This window comes from Nocardia heshunensis (assembly GCF_054782115.1).
Genome location: NZ_BAAGTC010000004.1, coordinates 1,037,814 through 1,055,977 on the forward strand (window position 1 = coordinate 1,037,814; position 18,164 = coordinate 1,055,977).

The 18,164-nt window shown below is 68.5% G+C and carries 16 protein-coding genes; 6 read left to right on the plus strand and 10 right to left on the minus strand.

Going from position 1 to position 18,164, the window contains the following annotated elements; all coding sequences use genetic code 11:
- Positions 1 to 7 precede the first annotated feature (7 nt).
- From ispF to carD, 3 genes are read right to left on the minus strand one after another with little or no spacing between them, the layout of a single operon-like run.
- On the minus strand, positions 8 to 475 hold the full coding sequence (gene ispF, locus ACYVN4_RS17400) for a 2-C-methyl-D-erythritol 2,4-cyclodiphosphate synthase (RefSeq protein ID WP_379355033.1): 468 nt from the start codon (positions 473 to 475) through the stop codon (positions 8 to 10).
- Between the two features lie 14 nt (positions 476 to 489).
- Positions 490 to 1,251 carry a 2-C-methyl-D-erythritol 4-phosphate cytidylyltransferase gene (gene ispD / locus ACYVN4_RS17405; protein ID WP_460722221.1) on the minus strand — a complete coding sequence of 254 codons (762 nt, stop codon included), beginning with the start codon at positions 1,249 to 1,251 and terminating at the stop codon, positions 490 to 492.
- A 2-nt stretch (positions 1,252 to 1,253) separates the two neighbouring features.
- Positions 1,254 to 1,742 (minus strand): RNA polymerase-binding transcription factor CarD, encoded by a 489-nt coding sequence (carD, locus tag ACYVN4_RS17410; RefSeq protein ID WP_025346809.1) that lies wholly within the window; start codon positions 1,740 to 1,742, stop codon positions 1,254 to 1,256.
- A gap of 430 nt (positions 1,743 to 2,172) precedes the next feature.
- Here carD and ACYVN4_RS17415 point away from each other — a divergent pair, with 430 nt between their 5' ends.
- Together ACYVN4_RS17415 and radA are read left to right on the plus strand one after the other, a co-directional pair.
- On the plus strand, positions 2,173 to 2,820 hold the full coding sequence (locus ACYVN4_RS17415) for a hypothetical protein (RefSeq protein WP_460722223.1): 648 nt from the start codon (positions 2,173 to 2,175) through the stop codon (positions 2,818 to 2,820).
- Positions 2,821 to 2,967: 147 nt separating this feature from the next.
- The gene (radA, locus tag ACYVN4_RS17420) at positions 2,968 to 4,368 is read left to right on the plus strand and encodes a DNA repair protein RadA (protein WP_460722225.1); all 1,401 of its coding nucleotides are present in this window, start codon (positions 2,968 to 2,970) and stop codon (positions 4,366 to 4,368) included.
- A gap of 139 nt (positions 4,369 to 4,507) precedes the next feature.
- Here the strand turns inward: radA and ACYVN4_RS17425 are convergent, their stop codons facing one another.
- Together ACYVN4_RS17425 and ACYVN4_RS17430 are read right to left on the minus strand one after the other, a co-directional pair.
- Positions 4,508 to 5,167 carry a hypothetical protein gene (locus ACYVN4_RS17425; protein WP_460722227.1) on the minus strand — a complete coding sequence of 220 codons (660 nt, stop codon included), beginning with the start codon at positions 5,165 to 5,167 and terminating at the stop codon, positions 4,508 to 4,510.
- A gap of 120 nt (positions 5,168 to 5,287) precedes the next feature.
- Complete coding sequence (locus tag ACYVN4_RS17430; protein ID WP_379354585.1) at positions 5,288 to 5,911, minus strand: carbonic anhydrase; 624 nt, start codon at positions 5,909 to 5,911, stop codon at positions 5,288 to 5,290.
- Positions 5,912 to 6,032: 121 nt separating this feature from the next.
- Here ACYVN4_RS17430 and ACYVN4_RS17435 point away from each other — a divergent pair, with 121 nt between their 5' ends.
- A complete protein-coding gene (locus ACYVN4_RS17435; protein ID WP_460722229.1) occupies positions 6,033 to 6,953 on the plus strand; it encodes an HhH-GPD family protein in 921 nt (306 codons plus the stop codon).
- A 16-nt stretch (positions 6,954 to 6,969) separates the two neighbouring features.
- Here the strand turns inward: ACYVN4_RS17435 and ACYVN4_RS17440 are convergent, their stop codons facing one another.
- From ACYVN4_RS17440 to kstR, 5 genes are all read right to left on the minus strand, one after another.
- Entirely contained in the window at positions 6,970 to 7,845 is an 876-nt protein-coding gene (locus ACYVN4_RS17440; protein WP_460722231.1) for a metal ABC transporter permease, read from the minus strand.
- A complete protein-coding gene (locus tag ACYVN4_RS17445; RefSeq protein WP_460722734.1) occupies positions 7,845 to 8,717 on the minus strand; it encodes a metal ABC transporter ATP-binding protein in 873 nt (290 codons plus the stop codon). The genes ACYVN4_RS17440 and ACYVN4_RS17445 overlap by 1 nt, the downstream gene beginning before the upstream one ends.
- Positions 8,718 to 9,008: 291 nt before the next feature.
- A complete protein-coding gene (locus ACYVN4_RS17450) occupies positions 9,009 to 9,938 on the minus strand; it encodes a metal ABC transporter solute-binding protein, Zn/Mn family (RefSeq protein ID WP_460722233.1) in 930 nt (309 codons plus the stop codon).
- Positions 9,939 to 10,130: 192 nt separating this feature from the next.
- Entirely contained in the window at positions 10,131 to 12,701 is a 2,571-nt protein-coding gene (otsB, locus tag ACYVN4_RS17455; RefSeq protein WP_460722235.1) for a trehalose-phosphatase, read from the minus strand.
- 259 nt (positions 12,702 to 12,960) lie between these two features.
- A complete protein-coding gene (kstR, locus tag ACYVN4_RS17460; protein ID WP_460722237.1) occupies positions 12,961 to 13,623 on the minus strand; it encodes a cholesterol catabolism transcriptional regulator KstR in 663 nt (220 codons plus the stop codon).
- Between the two features lie 124 nt (positions 13,624 to 13,747).
- On the opposite strand from kstR, the gene ACYVN4_RS17465 reads away from it, so the two are divergent.
- Genes ACYVN4_RS17465 through ACYVN4_RS17475 form a run of 3 tightly spaced genes read left to right on the plus strand, consistent with a single transcriptional unit; the run spans position 13,748 to position 18,164 of the window.
- Entirely contained in the window at positions 13,748 to 15,925 is a 2,178-nt protein-coding gene (locus ACYVN4_RS17465) for an acyl-CoA dehydrogenase (protein ID WP_460722239.1), read from the plus strand.
- Between the two features lie 26 nt (positions 15,926 to 15,951).
- Positions 15,952 to 17,010, plus strand: a complete 1,059-nt coding sequence (locus tag ACYVN4_RS17470) for an acyl-CoA dehydrogenase family protein (RefSeq protein ID WP_460722241.1) — start codon at positions 15,952 to 15,954, stop codon at positions 17,008 to 17,010.
- The gene (locus ACYVN4_RS17475; RefSeq protein WP_379354571.1) at positions 16,995 to 18,164 is read left to right on the plus strand and encodes an acyl-CoA dehydrogenase family protein; all 1,170 of its coding nucleotides are present in this window, start codon (positions 16,995 to 16,997) and stop codon (positions 18,162 to 18,164) included. Before ACYVN4_RS17470 ends, ACYVN4_RS17475 begins: the two co-directional genes overlap by 16 nt.

Consider the following 18,164-nt stretch of genomic DNA (forward strand, 5'->3'; position numbering starts at 1 on the left):
GGTGTCGTCAGGCCCGAAGACACAGCAGCGCGGTGGCGATCGACGCCACGCCCTCGCCGCGACCCGTGAGGCCCAATCCGTCGGTCGTGGTGCCCGACACGGAGACCGGCGCACCCAGAATCTCGCCCAGCACCTGCTGTGCCTCGGCCCGTCGCGGACCGATCTTGGGGCGATTTCCAATTACCTGTACAGCCGCATTGACAATGTCGAATCCGGCCTCGTCCAGAAGCCGCCGGACTTCCTTCAACATGGCCGCGCCCGACACGCCCTGCCACTCCGGACGGCCGGTGCCGAAAACCGCTCCGACATCGCCCAATCCGGCCGCGGACAGCAGCGCGTCGCACAGCGCGTGCGCCGCGACATCGCCGTCGGAGTGTCCCTCGCAGCCGCTGTCGCCCTCGAAGAGCAGACCCGCCATCCAGCAGGGTCGTCCGGGTTCGATGGGGTGCACATCGCTGCCGATTCCGGTGCGCAGTGCGCGTGCGTCGATCACGGGGCGATCACCGCCTCGCGTGTCGTGTCCAGCCCACCTGCGGTGTCGGCGGTATCACGCCGGGCGGCAAGGGTATCGGCCAAGACCAGATCCAGTGGCGTGGTGATTTTGAAGGCGAGCGCATCGCCGAGCACCGTCCGAACGGTCACCCCGAGCATCTCCACCAACCCCGCATCGTCCGTCGCCTGTGTCCCTACAGCGTAGGCGGCACGCAGCAGCGCGGCGTCGAAGCCCTGCGGAGTTTGGATGGCGCGCAACCCGGATCGATTCGGCGTACCGGTCACCGCGCCCGTGTCGTCGACGGCCTTGATGGTGTCGGTCACCGGCAGCGCGGGCACCACGGCCCGCGCACCCGCGCGCAGCTCGTCGACCACACGCGTGATGAGCGAAGGGGGAGTGAGGGCTCGTGCCGCGTCGTGCACGAGCACCAGGGTGGCCTCGGGCGCGGCGGCCAGGCCGGCCCGCACCGAGTCCGTGCGCTCGGCCCCGCCGGGGACCACATGCACGGGTACGGCGGCAGCGCCTATTGCAAGAGCGGCCAGCAGGACGCGGGTCTCGGCGACGAGTTCGGCGGGCACCATAACCACAACATCGTCGACCGAGCCGGAGTCGATCAGACCCTGGACCGCCCGGGTGAGCATGGGACTGCCGCCGACGTGAACGAAGGCCTTCGGCTTGTTCTCACCGAGACGCACGCCCATGCCGGCGGCAGGAACCAAGGCGACGACACGAGTGCCGTCGCCGGGTGTTGTTTTCACGGTCAGGAAGCCGCTGCGAGAACCTCGTCGAGCAGGGTCTCGGCCTTGACGTCGTCGGTACCTTCCGCGAGCGCGAGCTCACCGACGAGGATCTGACGGGCCTTGGCCAACATCCGCTTCTCACCGGCGGACAGGCCGCGATCCTGCTCACGACGCCAGAGGTCACGAACGACCTCGGCCACCTTGTTCACATCGCCGGAGGCGAGCTTCTCGAGGTTGGCCTTGTAGCGGCGAGACCAGTTGGTCGGCTCTTCGGTATGCGGAGCCCGCAGCACCTGGAAGACCTTGTCGAGGCCTTCCTGGCCGACGACGTCGCGGACGCCGACATACTCTGCATTCTCTGCGGGAACCCGAACGGTCAGGTCGCCTTGAGCGACCTTCAGGACCAGATACTCCTTTTGTACACCCTTGATGGTGCGGGTTTCGATAGCTTCGATCAGCGCCGCTCCGTGGTGGGGGTAAACGACGGTGTCTCCGACCTTAAAAATCATGTGTCCCGTGCCCCTTTCGATGTTCACAGTTTAACATGCGACTCGGTAACGGCGCGATCAACGGCGCAGGTCAGGGCCACAACGAGGCGGCGGCGGGGGTTGACAGAACGCGAATCGTGTGCATCCCGTTGTGGCATAAGGGGATAGCGCATCGCACTTGTCGCGCGCATATGCGAGTACGTAGTTCGCATACGCGACCGGGCACCCTCGCATAAACGGCAATGCATCACTCGAGAAGTCGTCTCCAAATCTCTGTCAGGCCCCCTGACGCATCCCGCCCGGTCACACACACGAGTCTCGTTCGTCCCTCGATCAACTTCCGCCACGCGCGCGCGACACCGCCCGCGTGTAGCGCGGGTCGAGCCAAGCATTACGCTCTTTGACTACTACTCTCCATAGTGGAGTGAGCCCGGTCGACATGGAGGACCCCGTGACTGCCCTGAAAGCCACCACTGCGTCGAAGCCGCGGCGGCGTGCCGTGACAGTTGCCGCACTCGCCGCGGGCGCGGTGCTCGCGCTGTCGGGTTGCGGCGCCGGTCAGGTCTCGCAGACCGCCACCCAGGTCGCCGCCGTCAACGGCAACAGCGCCAACGTCGGTTCCATCGCGCTGCGCGACGTCCGCTTCCTGCTGCCGCAGACCGAGGAGTACAACAACACCAAGGGCGGCAAGGCCGTGCTCGCCTTCAGCGCCATCAACCTGAGCGACTCCAAGACCGACGAGCTGGTCGCCATCAACACCGACCTGGGCCAGGTCAAGCTGGCCGACAAGGTCGAGCTCAAGCCGTCGAGCACCGTTGTCGCCAACCTGCCGACCGCCAAGGACGCCGCCGGCGCGGCCGCCGTGCACGACCAGAACGAGGGTCAGCCGGTCGGCGACAAGGCCACCGACCCGGCCCTCAAGCCGATCCTGATCGAGGTCACCGGGCTGACCAAGGACGTCACCCCGGGTCTGACCTACCCGGTCACCTTCGTCTTCAAGCAGGCCGCCGAGACGGTCCTGGTCAACGTTCCGGTCGACGCCGGGGCGAACAACCCGCGCCAGGAGCCCGCGAAGCAGGAGCACAAGGGCGGCGAGTAGTCCCCCGCAGCGCGTAGCTCTCGCACAGAGTTTTCGACCGTGCCCGTCCCGGAACTGCCGGGGCGGGCACCGTCGTATCCGGGGTCCGAAGTTTTTCCGGACGCGTGGTTGCCCGGGAGTGTCGGAGCCGGTGGCTAGGCTGCCCGCGTGGCCAAGGTGAAATCGCTGTACCGGTGCGCGCAGTGCTCGCACGAGGTCGCGAAATGGGTTGGGCGCTGCCCGGATTGCGGCGGCTGGGGGACCATCGAGGAGGTGGCGTCCTCGTCGGCGGCGGTGGCCGTGGGGCGGCGGGCGATGTTGCCGAGCACGGCGGCCGTGCCGATCTCGGCCATCGATGCCAACACGACGTTCGCGCGCGGCACGGGCGTCTCCGAGCTGGACCGGGTGCTGGGCGGGGGGATCATTCCCGGGTCGGTGGTGCTGCTGTCGGGGGAGCCGGGCGTCGGGAAGTCGACGCTGCTGCTCGAGGTGGCGCATCGCTGGGCGCGGGCCCGCGACGAGATCGCGCTGTACGTGACCGCCGAGGAGTCGGCGGGACAGGTGCGGTTGCGGGCGGACCGGACCGGGGCGGTGCACGACAAGGTGTACCTGGCCGCGGAATCGGATCTGGCGACCATTCTCGGGCACGTGGAGCAGGTGAAACCGTCACTGCTGGTGGTGGACTCGGTGCAGACCATGCTGGCCGCCGACGCGGACGGCGTGATCGGCGGTGTCACCCAGGTGCGTTCGGTGACGGCGGCGCTGACCTCGCTGGCCAAGGCGAGCGGGATCGCGGTGCTGCTGGTCGGGCACGTCACCAAGGACGGCGCGGTGGCCGGTCCGCGCACGCTCGAGCACCTGGTGGACGTGGTGCTGCAGTTCGAGGGCGACAAGCATTCCTCGCTGCGCATGGTGCGCGGCATCAAGAACCGCTTCGGCAGCACCGACGAGGTCGGCTGCTTCGAGATGCGGGAGGCCGGAATCCATTGCGTGGACGACCCTTCGGGGCTGTTCCTGCACCACCGCGGCGACGCGGTGCCGGGGACCGCGGTGACGGTCGCCATGGACGGCAAGCGGCCCATGCTGGGCGAGGTGCAGGGGCTCACGGTGGACACCCAGGCGCCCGCACCGCGGCGCGCGGTGAGCGGGCTGGACTACAACCGCGTTTCCATGGTCCTGGCGGTCCTGCAGAGCCGTGGAGGCGTGTTCGTGGGCAAACAAGACGTCTACGCGGCCACGGTGGGCGGTATGCGGCTCACCGAGCCCGCCGCGGATCTGGCTGTCGCGCTTGCCATTGCCAGCGCCAGCCAGGATCTGGCGCTGCCCAGCGGGATGGTGGTGCTGGGCGAGGTGGGACTGGCCGGGGAGGTGCGCCAGGTGACCGGATTGACCCGCCGGCTCGCCGAGGCCGAACGGCTGGGTTTCACCGAGGCATTGGTGCCAACCGGGGTGGAACGGACCGGGCGCGGGATGAAATTGCACGAAGTGGCCGATATTCGTGCGGCGCTTGCGGTTACCGGATTGCGCCGACGGCGGCGCGATGACGTCCCGGCGGAAATGGCGGGGTGACACCCGAAGTCGTATTGCGCGGTGCACCCGTATTCGAACCGGAAATGAATTCGGTGGGCCGCGAACGCAATTCTCGAATAACAGTGTGGGCCGGTATCCGATCGATCGGATACCGGCCCACACTGTCGAGTGCTGGATTTCAGGCGATATTGAACGGTTCCGGCGCGCTGCGCACCGAACCGAGCTGGGCCACAACGGTGTACGGGCCCGCCGGGACGGGCACGCGGTCGCCCGCGCAGCTGGGCTGGGAGGTGGAGCCCGACCAGGTGACGGTGAAGGCGGCCTGCTGGCCGGGGGCCAGGGTGCGCATGTCGGGGGTGCCGTCCGGGAAGCAGTCCGTGCTGGACCACAGCTTGCGCTGGCCGTCGAGCGACTGCACCTGGACCAGTTGCAGTCCCGAGCCCATGTCGCGCTCGCAGGCGGCGCTGGAGATATTGGTGATGACGATGCCGAACTGCGGCTGGTCGCCGGTCTTGTAGGTGGGCTGCCCGACGGTGACCTTCACAGCCAGCGACTGGTCCGGGCACTGGCCCTGCGCGGCGGGCGCCGCACCGGCCGAGGTGGACCCGGAGGGCTTGGCGGAGCTGGGATCCGGCGCGCCCGAGGAACTGCCCGCGGGCTTGGCCGCGGCACTGGAGGTGGCGGCGGGCTTGGCATCCGCCTTGTGGTCGCCACCGCCCTTCAACAGCGCGAAGGCAATCCAGATCACCAGGGCGAGCGCGATCACCAGCGCACCGATCGCGGCCGCGCGGCGACGCCAGTAGATTTCCGGTGGCAGTGGTCCGTTCGGTTCCAGCACGGTGACAACGGTAAGGGCACCGTCGGGATCACCCCGAGCAGGGTCTCGGCGTGTCGGACGTGAAAGCGACTACGGGGGCGGTAAATTCCGCCGCCCCCGGGACGCAACCGGCAGACCGGACTAGACGACCTCGCCGATGTTGCCGATCACCCGGTGCAGGTTGATCTGGCCCTCGCTGAGGTTGTAGGTGACACAGGCGATGGCGCATTCGCCGGTGGCCACGCGCTGGGAGATGATCATCGACCGCTGCATGAGCAGGCGGGCGGTCTCCTCGACGTGGCGGGCCTCGAGCTCGTCGACCTCGGACAGGCCCTCGCGGCGGCCGATCAGGATGGACGGGGTGACCTTCTCGACGACCGAGCGGATGAAGCCGCCGGGCACATTGCCGTGGTCGAGGGCGTCGATGGTGGCGCGGACCGCGCCGCAGCTGTCGTGGCCGAGCACCACGATCAGCGGCACCGACAGCACCTGCACGCCGTATTCGATGGAGCCGAGCACCGAGGAGTCGATGACGTGGCCGGCGGTGCGGACCACGAACATGTCGCCGAGGCCCTGGTCGAAGATGATTTCGGCGGCGACGCGGGAGTCGCCGCAGCCGAACAGCACGGCCGAGGGCTGCTGGCCGCCGGCCAGTCGGGCCCGGTCCACTGCGCCCTGGCTGGGGTGCTGCAAGGTGCCGTTGACGAAGCGTTCGTTGCCTTCGCGCAAGGCTTTCCAGGCACTGATCGGGTTGTTATGCGGCATGTGTCCCATTTTCCATAGCCAAGTGGTTACCGGCGAGTCTGGATCGTTACGGTCCGGCAAAGACCCGCTTACCGGGTGACCGTGCACCCGGTGAGCCGCGCGGATGACCGGCCTCGACGACATGGATACCATCGCGCGTGGCGGCGCGCGGGAGATTTCCCGCCGGGAGGAGACGGAATTGGACAGCGATGCGCTCATCGACTGGTACGGCGAGACGGCGCGTGATCTGCCTTGGCGGCGGCCGGGCGTCACCGCGTGGCAGATTCTGATGAGCGAGATCATGCTGCAGCAGACGCCGGTGGTTCGGGTCGAACCGATCTGGCGGGAGTGGGTGGCGCGCTGGCCGGTGCCGTCGGCGATGGCCGCGGAGACGCAGGGTGAGGTGCTGCGGGCGTGGGGCAAGCTCGGGTATCCGCGGCGCGCAATGCGGCTGCACGAGTGTGCGCGGGTGCTGGCCGAGCAGCACGGTGACGAGGTGCCGACGGATGTGGATGTGCTGCTGAGTCTGCCGGGCATCGGCGCCTACACCGCGCGGGCCGTGGCGTGCTTCGCCTACGGGCAGCGAGTTCCGGTGGTGGACACCAACGTTCGCCGCGTGGTTGCCCGTGCGGTGCACGGTAAGGCGGATGCCGGGAATCCGGCAAACCGGGATCTGGCCGAGACCGAGGCGCTGCTGCCCGCCCGGGTCGATCGGGCGGCGGTCATGTCGGCCGCGCTGATGGAACTGGGCGCGTTGATCTGCACCGCCCGCACCCCGGACTGCGAGCGCTGCCCGCTGCCGAGCTGCGCGTGGGTGACGGCGGGCCGTCCGGCCTCGGAAGTCGTTCGGAAGGTCCAGAAGTACGAGGGCACCGATCGGCAGGCGCGGGGCCGGCTGCTCGATGTGCTGCGGGGTGCGTCGGGTCCGGTGGAGCGGGTGCGCCTGGATCTGGCCTGGACCCGCGATCCCGGACAGCGTGACCGGGCACTGGATTCACTGCTGGTCGACGGGCTGATCGAGCAGACCGTCGACGGGCTGTTCGCGCTGGCGGGCGAGGGGTAGATCGACCGCGTGGAACTCAGGCGGCCACCAGGACTTTGCGGCGGTTGCGGGTGCGCGAGCCCACCACCCGGCAGATCAGGTAGATCGAGAACGAGATGGTGGTGACGAAGGTCGAGATCGGCACGCCGGGGGCCAGCGAGAGCAGAATGCCGCCGACCGCGGCGATCTCGGCGAACACGATCGAGAGCACCGCGACCCGGACCGGGCTGGCGGTGAGCTGGGCGGCCGCGGCGGCGGGTGTGATGAGCAGCGACAGCACCAGCAGCGCGCCGACGATCTGCACGCCGAAGGCGGCGGTCACGCCGAGCAGCACCGCGAACACGATGGCCAGCGCCCGCACCGGAACCCCGCGCGCCACCGCCACTTCCGGGTCGGAGCTGGCGAACAGCAGCGGGCGGTAGATCGCGGCGAGTACCACCAGGACGGCGGCCGTGCAGGTGGCCAGCAGGCCCAGGCCCGAGTTGCCGACGCTGACCACCTGGCCGGTGAGCAGCGAGAACTTGGAACCGGCGCGTTCGGGGCCGAGCCACAGGAACAACACCGACAGGCCGAGGCCGAAGGACAGCACCACGGCGATGACCGAATCACGTTCGCGGGCACGGGAACCCAGCACGCCGAACAACACGGCCGCGACCACGGAACCGAAGATCGCGCCCACGCCGACGCCGACACCGGCCAGCAGTGCGGCGGCCGCGCCGGTCAGCGAGAGCTCACTGGTGCCGTGCACGGCGAAGGACATCTGGCGGCTGATGATGAGCGGGCCGATGGCGCCGGCCAGCAGGCCGAGCAGCGCGGCGGCAATGACCGCCTGCTGCACGAAGTCGTAGGACAGCAGATGCGCGGTGGTCGACACGTCGAACATCTGCGAGAACAGCTTGGAGAGCTTTTCCATTACGCCCGCACCTCTTTCGGGTTCTCACCGTGGCAGTGGGCGGCTCCGGATTCGCCGAGCGCGTCCATTGCGTCGCCGGTGCCGACGACCACCAGGCGGCCGCGCACGCGCAGCACATCCACCTGGGTGCCGTACAGCTCCGACAGCGTCTCGGAGGTCATCACCTCATCGGGCGTGCCGATCCGGAACTGACCGTCGACCAGGTAGAGCACCCGATCCACCAGCGGCAGAATGGGATTGATCTCGTGCGTCACGAACAGCACCGCAGTGTCGTGGCTGCGGCGGCGCTTGTCGATGAGCTCGGACACCAGCCGCTGATTCGCCAGATCCAGTGAGAGCAGCGGCTCGTCACACAGCAGCACCTTGGGATCGCCCGCGAGCGCCTGGGCCACCCGCAGTCGCTGCTGCTCGCCACCCGAGAGCGCGTCCAACGGCGCGTAAGCGAACTTCTCGGCCCCGACCGCCGAGATCGCCTCGGCCACTTTCCGTTTGCGTTCCTTGCGCCCGCGGAAGCCGATGCCCCAGCTGTGCCCGTCGACGCCGAGGCCGACCAGATCCACTCCGCGCAGCTGAGCCCCACCCTCGATGGTCTTCTGCTGCGGTACATATCCGATGGCCGGATTCCCCAGCCGCGCAGGCGCTCCCGCCACCTCGGCCGTCCCCGCGCTCAAGGCCACCTGCCCCAGCAGCATCCGCAGCATGGAGGTCTTGCCGGACCCGTTGGGCCCCAGCACCGCAATGAATTCCCCGGCCCCGACCTCGAGATCCAGCCCCTCCCACAGCGTGCGCTCCCCGAACGACAGCCGCGCCCCGGATAGTCGAACCGCCGGAACGCCGGTCTTGTTCTGCTCGACGGTGATCGGCTCGGCCACGGCCGAGGTGGCGGGAGCGTTCGCGCGGGCGGAGCGGCCCGAGGGGGTGCGGGGGCGCGCACCGGTGGGGGCGCAGCCGGGCTTGGGCGTGCTGACGCCGGTGTGGGTTGCCGGTGCGGGGTTGGCGGTCATGGTGGTACTCCCGGAGGCGGTGGTGGCGCGGGTTGCGGCGGAACGGGTTTCGGACACGGCGCTGTCGCCGGGCGCGGGGTGGGCGCTCGGCGACAGCGGGTTGGTCCGGTCGTTCAGCGGGGGTCCTTCAACTCGGGGGGAACGCGGTGGTGCGGTGAGTTATGCCAGGGCCTTGGCCAAGGCGTTGGCGTTGTCGGTCATCCAGGTGATGTAGTCCTTGTCCGCGGGGAGGGTTTCGGTGACCTCGACGACGGTGACGCCGGACTTGTCGGCGGTGGACTTCAGGTCCTGGGTGACCTTGTCCTCGGTCTGGATGTTGTAGACGAGGGCGCGAACCTGCTTGCCGGTCAACAGGTCCCGGACGGCGGCGACGTCGGCGGGGGCCGGGTCGGTGCCCTGTTCGATGGCTTCCTGGAAGGCGTGCGGGGTCTTGTCGTCGGCCTTGGCGGCGGTCAGCATGTAGGCGGCCAGCGGCTCGGTCTGCAGGACCGGCTGGTTCGGGTGCTCGGCGGCGATCTTGGCGGTGACGGCCTCGATGGGGGCCAGCTTGGCGGCGAAGGCGGTGGCGCGATCCGTGTACGCCTGCTTGTGGTCCGGGTCGATCTCGCCGAGGGCGTCGGCGATGTGCGCGGCGATGTGGCCGACCTCGTGCACGTCGTACCAGATGTGCTCGTTGGCCTCGTGCGAGTGCGTGTCGGCGGCGGGATCCGGTGTGGCCGAGGCGCTTGCGTGGTCGTGGCCGGCGACGTCGAAGGCGTTGACGACGGTCTTCGACTTACCGGCGATGGCCTTTTCGATGAACTCGTCGTAGTGGCCACCGTTGTAGACGACCAGCTTGGCGTCGGTGATCTTGGCGGCGTCGGACGGGGAGACCTCGAACGAGTGCGGGTCGACCTTCGGATCGTTGATGATCGATTCGACCTTCACGTCCGGTCCGGCCACGGCCTTGGTGATATCGCCCCAGACATTGGTGGAGGCGACGACGGTGAGTCCGTCCGAGCTCTTCGAGCTGCCGCAGGCGGTCAGGGTGGCGACTGTCGCGAGTCCTGCGGCGAACACGGCGAATCCTCGGGCGAAGCTTGTGGTCACGCGGGTCACTCCTGGCACTACGGCTTACTAGAAACGAAAACGATTGCCATTTGAATGTAGCGCAAACGACCGTTAGGCCCCTAGTCCGGAGTTGTAGATGTGGCCCGCGACACCCGGGGCAACCCCGAACCCCCAAAAGCAGCGACCCCCGCGAACAAAAGTTCGCGGGGGTCGCAGATTTGAAAGGGTGGGCTAGGTCAGGGCCGCGACCGGCTGGCTGAGCAGCTGGGCGCAGCGCAGCAGGCCAAGGTGCGAGTACGCCTGCGGGTGATTGCCGAGCGACCGTTCGGCGACCGGGTCGTACTCCTCGGAGAGCAGTCCGGTCGGTCCGGCCACATCCACCAGCTGCGCGAACAACGCCTCGGCGTCCTCCCGCTTGCCGATCAACAGATACGCCTCGACCAGCCAGGCCGCGCACAGGTGGAATCCGCCCTCGCCGCCGGGCAGCCCGTCGTCGTGGTGGTACCGGTACACGGTCGACCCGCTACGCAGTTCGGCCTCGGTCGCCACCACGGTCGCGGCGAAGCGCGGGTCCGAGGGTTCGATGAGCCCGGACAACCCGATGTGCAGCGTGGCGGCGTCGAGGTCGGTGCCCTCGTAGGCGGCCGTGTAGGACTGCACCTCGTCGTTCCAGCCGTGCGTCTTGACCTCGTCGGAGATGGTGTCGCGCAACGTCTCCCACTCCGGGTCGACGGGGCGGCCGAACTGGCGGGCCAGGGTGAGCGCCCGATCCACGGTGAGCCAGCCCATCACCTTCGAGTACACGTGATGACGCGGGTTGCCGCGGATCTCCCAGATGCCGTGGTCGGGTTCGCGCCAGCGCCGCTGTACCGCGGACACCATGGCGTGCACCAGTTCCCAGTCCATGTCCGGCAGCGCCTTGGCGGGATCGTTGATGCCCTTGTGTTCCCGCGCGTGCGCCAGCTGGGAGATGAGGTCCACGATGGGACCGAACACGTCCAGCTGCACCTGCATGTTCGCCGCGTTGCCGACGCGGACCGGCCGGGAACCGGCATAACCGGGCAGCTGGTCGATGACGGCCTCGGGCGGCAGGGTCTCGCCGTAGAGGGTGTAGAGCGGGTGCAGCCGTTCGGGTCCGGGCAGGGTCTCCAGCACCCGGTGCACCCAGGCCAGCAGATCCTCGGCCTCGCCGAGCGAGCCCAGCGAGACCAGCGCGGAGGCGGTCAGCGAGGCGTCGCGCAGCCAGCAGTAGCGGTAATCCCAGTTGCGCACGCCGCCGATGTCCTCGGGCAGCGAGGTGGTGGCCGCGGCCAGGATGGACCCGGACGGCGCGTGCACCAGCCCGCGCAGCGTGAGTGCCGAGCGCTTCATGAGATCGGGCTTGAGCGGCGGCAGTTCGAGGGTGCCGACCCATTGCGCCCAATAGCTTTCGGCGTCCCGGCGCCGATCCGCCTCGGGCCGCATGGCGGGCGCGAGATCGGAGGTGCCGCAGCGCATCTCGAGCACGATCGGGCCCTGACGCGGGTCGACGACGGCACGGGCGGTGTGGTGGTTGCCCTCGTCGATGATCTCCCATTCGACGCCGGGGGAGCGCAGCACGATCGGATCGTTGGTGCCCTCCACCTTGAGGCCGCCGGTGGCGTGCACCAGCCGCACCGGCACCTGCCCGAATTCGGGGCGGGGCGCGAAGGTGATGACCGCCTTGGCGTCACCGGTGATGACGCGGGTCAGGTCGGTGCGCTCGGGGACCACGTCGTGCGGCAGGTAGTCCACGACCTGCAAACTGGTCCAACGTGTTTCGACGGTCATGGTGCCGTCGACGTAGCGCTGCGACAGCGGCAGGCTCGGGCGCTCGGGCTGAATGGTGAAGTGCCCCGCGCCCGGTCCGCCCAGCAGGTGGGCGAAGACGGCGGCGGAGTCGGGTTCGGGGTGGCACAGCCAGGTGAGGGTGCCGTCGGGGGTGACCAGGGCCTTGGATCGCGGGCTGGCCAGCATGGTCAGCCGTTCGATTCGAGGGGCGCTGGCACCTGCCAACCACGTGCGGCGCTCCTCGAGTAGGAACGCCAGCGCCTTCGACACCTCCTCGGTGCTGGCCACGCGGTACTCCGCGAGGGATTCGCCCTCGCCGACCTTGATGCCGACATCCGGTCCCGAAAGACGTTTGAACGCCTTCTCATCGGTGACGTCGTCGCCGATGAACAGTGCGGCCGAGGCGCCCTGCTGGTGCCGGACGATATCGAGGGCCGCGCCCTTGTCGGTTTCGACGACGGCGAGCTCGATCACCTCTTTACCCTCGGTCGTCTGCACGCCGACCCAGGCCGAGGGTCCCTGTCGCACCGCAACCAGTGCGCGACGGCCGATTTCGGGGCTGGCATTGCGGACGTGCAGGGCCACACTGGCCGGTTTTATTTCTACGGTAGCGCCAGGATTGTCCTGAGCGATCTGGGTCAGGGTCGTAGTGACCTCGGCCAGTAGCTGTTTCGCGTCGTTGTCGATGGCGTGCACGAAGCCGACATCGAATTCCGAACCGTGGCTACCGATCAGCTGCACCTCGACGGGCAACCGGGACAGGGCCGCGAGATCGCGCAGTGCGCGACCGGATATCACGGCGGCGGTGGTTCCGGTGAGTCCGGCGAGAGCGCGCAGGGCGCTCACCGACTCCCGATGGGGATAGGCCTTTGTCGGGTCGGAGACGATGGGCGCGATAGTCCCGTCGTAGTCCGATGCAACCAGCAACCGAGGCACGCGGGCGATGGCCGACAGGGCACGGCGAAGTTCCAGTGACAAATCCTGTGCGCTCACGCATCCAACCTAATGATCGGAGGAGATTTTTCAGGGCGCGAGTGATGCTACTGGGTCTTGGTTGCCCGCTTGTGTGTGCGGTGATACATAGCGTTTACAAGACACTTCCGCGGCGTTCACCGGTTTTGTGAGACTCGCGCGGGCTACTCGTGGTTAACCCCGCTTGACCAGCGGCGTTCCAGCAAACGAAGAAGGGCTGCCCGGTTCTCCGGACCGGGCAGCCCTCTTCACGAACGGCGAACGCACACTGGCGTTTGCCTCACTCCTTGAAGCCGTCGCCGCTTCCGATGAGCAGATCGACGGTCAGCTCGAGGCGCTCGGTGACGTCGGTGGCCGACGCGCGGCGGGTGAGCCAGGCGACCAGGTTCGAGAGCCAGACGTCGGAAATGACTCGGGCGATGGCCAACTGGCGGTCGGAGGGGACCTCGTCGGACAGGGCGCGGGCGAAGAAGCGGTCCATCACCTTGCCGACGCGATCGACCTCGGCGGCCGCGGAGGCGTCGGCGAACATGAAGGCGCGGGTCATGGCCTCGGTGAGCAGCGGGTCGCGCTGCATGGCGCGGGTGACCTGGGTGAGCAGCAGGTGCATGCGCTCTTGCGGGGTGGCGCCGGCCAAAGGCTTGCGGCGGCCCTCGAACTGCTCGAATTCCCGGGCCAGGGCGGACACCAGCAGGTGCACCTTGGAGGGGAAGTACCGGTAGAGCGTGCCGACGGCGACATCCGCGCGTTCGGCGACGGCTCGCATCTGGACCGCGTCGTAGCCGCCCTTGGATGCCAGGGCGAGGGTGGCGTCGAGGATGCGCTTGCGCCGGTCGCGCTGCGCAGCCGAGCTCAGGTCCTCCTCGTTGAGGGTGGTGACGGGCGCGGTGGTGCGTCCACCGGGTTGCCCGTCGGCGGCCTGCGATCGGGAGGGACTGGCCATCGGTTGAAAGTCCTTTCCTGCACACGAGTTCGTACCGCGACCGGACGGCGCTTGACTTAAGCCCGGCTCGAACATTAGAACATGTTCTAGGAGCTCAAGTCACGCCGGAAAGGCGGTATGGAGTGTGACCATAGCCACCACTGACGAGCATAAAGCCGTCCAGGAGTCGATGCGTGGATGGGCAGCCGCGGTGCGCCCAATTGCAACCCTGCGTTCCAGCGCAGCACCGGAACGGGGTTCCAGTACCCCGGAATTCTGGCGCGAATACTGGCCGCGCCTGGCCGAACTCGGAATTTTCCGGGTCGCGGTGCCGGAGGAGGCCGGGGGCGCGGGTGGGACCGTCGGGGATCTCGCCGTCCTGGTGGAGCAGGCGGCGCACGACCTGGTCGGCGGCCCGGTGCTCTCGACGGCTTTGGCGGGTCTGGTGACCGGCGAGGCGCTCGATGAGATTACGCCATGCGGCGTCGCGCTCACGGGCGAAATCGCAATATCGGTAGGCGAATCCGGCGCCCTGGTGTCCGGTGAGTGGGACTCGGTTCCGGGTGCCGCGCCGAGCACGGCCGTGCTGGTTCCGGTGACCGACGGTGACCGCCACCTGTGGGCGCTGATCGACGCGGGTGCCGAGGGTCTCGAGATCGAGCCGCTGGCCGGTCTCGACCCGAGTGTGCCGCTGGCGCGGGTGCGGTGCACCGAGGTCGCCGTGACCGCGGATCGTCTTTTCGAGCCGGGCTTTTCGGTCCTCGACGTGGCCGCCGCACTGGTGGCCGCGGAGGCCGCGGGCATTGCGGGCTGGTGCCTCGAGACCGCCACCGAGTACGCGAAGGTGCGCGAGCAGTTCGGGCGCAAGATCGGCGAATTCCAGGCGATCAAGCACCTGTGCGCGTGGATGTTGTGCCGGGCCGAGCAGATTCGGGCCGTGGCGGCCGACGCTGCCGCGGCGGTCGACAGCGGCAGTGCGGAATTGGGGCTGGCCGCGGCCGTCGCCCTGACCATGTCGCTGGACGCCGCGGTGGAGAACGCCAAGGACTGCATCCAGGTGCTGGGCGGCATCGGCTTCACCTGGGAGCACGACGCGCACCTGTACCTGCGCCGGGCGACCGCCCTGCGCCAGCTGATGGGCGGTTCGGCCCACTGGCGGGCTCGGGTCGCCGAGCTGACGCTGGCGGGTGAGCGGCGCACGATCAGCATCGAGCTGGGCGACGGCGAGGCCGGATCGGCCTGGGAGGCAGCGGGTCTCGACGGTGCCGAGGCGGCCGTGCTGACGGCCGACCTGGCCGCGATCGCGGCGCTGCCGGAGGCCGAGCAGCGCCTGGCGCTGGCCGAGGCCGGACTGCTGGCCTCGCACTGGCCCGCGCCCTACGGTCGCGGCGCTGGTCCGATCCTGCGCACTCAGCTCGAGGATCAGATCCGCCAGGCCGGTATCACGCTGCCGGACATCGTGATTGCCAACTGGGCGATCCCGACGCTGTTGCAGTGGGGTACGCCCGAGCAGATCGAGCGCTATGCCATGCCGACGCTGACCGGTGAGGTCATCTGGTGCCAGTTGTTCTCGGAGCCGGGCGCCGGTTCGGATCTGGCGTCGTTGCGCACCACGGCCCAGCGGGTCGAGGGCGGCTGGAAGCTGAACGGCCAGAAGGTGTGGACCTCGTTGGCGGACAAGGCCACCTGGGGCATCTGCCTGGCGCGCACCGACAATGCCGCGCCCAAGCACAAGGGCATCAGCTACTTCCTGGTCGATATGAAGAGCGCCGGGCTGGATATCCGGCCGCTGGTGGAGATCACCGGTGAGGCGCGCTTCAACGAGGTGTTCTTCGATGACGTGTTCGTTCCGGACGAATGCTTGGTCGGCGAACTGGGCAATGGCTGGAAGATCGCCCGTTCCACTCTGACCGCCGAGCGAGTCGCCATGGGCGGCAAGGGAATCGGTGACGAGCTGGAGGCGATGGTGGCTGCCGCGCCGACCTCGGGGCCGGGTGCGGAAGTGGTCGCCGACCGCTTGGGCGCGCTCATTTCAGAATCTGTTGCTGGAACGTTGCTGGAAGCCCGTGCCGCGCAGAAGCTGCTGACCGGCGGTGACCCTGCCGCGCAAAGTAGCGTTCGCAAACTGGTCGGTGTGAGACACCGGCAGGCGGTGGCTGAATTCGCCGTCGAATTGTCCGGTGCGGCGGGCGCTCTGGAAACCGATGTGGTGAAAGAATTCCTGCTCACACGCTGTTTGTCGATTGCGGGCGGGACCGAGCAGATTCTGTTGACCGTCGCCGGTGAACGGATCCTCGGGCTGCCACGCGAGTCGCACGGCTAGCCTACACCTCTACCGGGAGCATTGAATTGGACTTCACCAGGGACGAGAGCCAGGACGCTGTCGCCGAGGTTGTCGTAAGTTTGCTGGAACGCGAAAGCGCGCGCGATATCGCGCTCTGGCCGATCATTTCGGACAGTGGACTGCTGGCCGTGCCGCTACCGGAGAAATTCGGTGGCGACGATATGGGCCTGCTCGAGGTCTCGGCCATGCTCACCGAGCTGGCCACCGACGCCGCACAGGTGCCCGCGCTCACCACGCTGGGCTTCGGCGTGCTGCCGCTCAAGGCGATCGGCGTGCCGGATGCCTTGGCGGAGAAGCTGTTTCCCGCCGTGGCCGCGGGTGCGGTGCTGACCGCCGCGCTGCACGAGACCGGCTCGCCGTTCACCGTGAAGCCGGAGACCACCGCGGTCACCGACGGCACCACCGTGCGCGTCAGTGGCCACAAGGTGTCGGTGCCCTATGCCGACACCGCGGCCTGGATCCTGGTGCCCACCGGCAACGGCATCGCCGTGGTGGCCGGTGACGCCGCGGGCATCACCCGCACCCAGAACCCGACTTCCGATGGCGTGCCGGAGTTTTCGCTCCAGTTCGATCAGGTCGAGATCCCGGCCGAGCAGCTGCTCCCGGGCGGTCTGGCCGAACTGCACCGCTACGCGCTGGCGAGCATCGGCGCGGTCGCGGACGGTCTGCTCAACGGCGTGGTGAAGCTGACCGCCGAGCATGTGCGCACCCGCGAGCAGTTCGGTCGCCCGCTGGCCGAATTCCAGGCTGTCGCACAGCAGATCGCGGATGTCTACGTGGTCTCGCGGACCCTGCACGTGGCCGCCTGCTCGGTCGCCTGGGCGCTGGCCCAGGAGGAGCTCGACGCCGAGCGCGTCGACGACGACCTCGACGTGCTGGCCTTCGCGGTGGCCTCCGAGCTGCCCGCGGCCATGCAGAAGTGCCACCACCTGCACGGCGGTCTCGGCGTGGATATCACCCATCCGCTGCACCGCTACTACTCACAGGCCAAGGACATCGCCCGCTGGCTCGGCGGCGAATCGTTTCGGCTGGACCGATTGGGAGCCAGATGCACATCGAACTGACCGCGGAACAGCGGCAGCTGCGCGACGAATTGCGTTCGTATTTCGCCACTCTCGTGACTCCCGAAGAGGAAGCCGCGATGCTGACGAACCGGCACGGTGACGCCTACCGTGCCGTGGTCAAGCGGATGGGCGCGGACGGCAAGCTCGGTGTCGGCTGGCCCAAGGAGTACGGCGGGCAGGGCTTCGGGCCGCTGGAGCAGCAGATCTTCTACAACGAGGCGGTGCGGGCCGATGTGCCGGTGCCCCTGGTCACGCTGCTGACAGTGGGCCCGGCCCTGCAGTCCTACGGCACCGAGGAGCAGAAGCAGAAGTTCCTGCCCGGAATCCTCACCGGTGACGTGCATTTCGCGATCGGGTACTCGGAGCCGGACGCCGGTACCGACCTGGCCGCACTGCGCACCTCCGCGGTGCGCGATGCCAATGGCGACTGGATCGTCAACGGGCAGAAGATCTTCACCACCGGCGCGCACGAGGCCGACTACGTCTGGCTGGCGGTGCGTACCGGTCCGGTGGAGGCCCGGCACAAGGCCATCACCATCCTGATCGTGGACACGAAGGATCCGGGCTACTCCTGGACGCCGATCATCACCGCCGACGGCGCGCACCACACCAACGCCACCTACTTCGACAATGTCCGCGTGCCCGCGAGCATGCAGGTCGGCGAGGAGAACGGCGGCTGGAAGCTGATCACCACCCAGCTCAATCACGAGCGGGTGAGCCTGGGCCCGTCCGGCAAGATCGAGCAGCTCTACGAGCGGGTGCGCGAATGGGCGCAGCGGCAGGGTGTGCTGGGCGAGGCCGATGTGCGGCGTTCGCTGGGTCGCCTGCACGCCATGACGCGGTTGAACGAACTGCTCAACTGGCAGGTGGCCTCCAATATGGAACGCCCCGACGCCGATCCGCGCGACGTGATCGCCGATGCCTCCGCGACCAAGGTGTACTCCACCGAGGCGCTGCAGCAGGCCGGCCGGCTCGCCGAGGAGATCGTGGGCCGCTTCGGCGATCCCGCCGACCCGGCCACCGCGGACCTGCTGGTCTGGCTGGACAAGCGCACCAAGCAGAACCTGGTGGTGACCTTCGGCGGCGGCGTCAACGAAGTCATGCGCGAGTTGATCGCCCAGATGGGCCTGCGGCTGCCCCGCGTCCCGCGATAG

Excerpts from the sequence above, each read along its gene's own strand:
- kstR (WP_460722237.1), bottom strand. The coding sequence starts at position 13,623 with ATGGCCAGTCCCTCCCGATCGCAGGCCGCCGACGGGCAACCCGGTGGA.
- ACYVN4_RS17440 (WP_460722231.1), bottom strand. The coding sequence starts at position 7,845 with ATGGAAAAGCTCTCCAAGCTGTTCTCGCAGATGTTCGACGTGTCGACC.
- ACYVN4_RS17430 (WP_379354585.1), bottom strand. The coding sequence starts at position 5,911 with ATGCCGCATAACAACCCGATCAGTGCCTGGAAAGCCTTGCGCGAAGGC.
- ACYVN4_RS17435 (WP_460722229.1), top strand. The coding sequence starts at position 6,033 with ATGGATACCATCGCGCGTGGCGGCGCGCGGGAGATTTCCCGCCGGGAG.
- ACYVN4_RS17475 (WP_379354571.1), top strand. The coding sequence starts at position 16,995 with ATGCACATCGAACTGACCGCGGAACAGCGGCAGCTGCGCGACGAATTG.
- carD (WP_025346809.1), bottom strand. The coding sequence starts at position 1,742 with ATGATTTTTAAGGTCGGAGACACCGTCGTTTACCCCCACCACGGAGCG.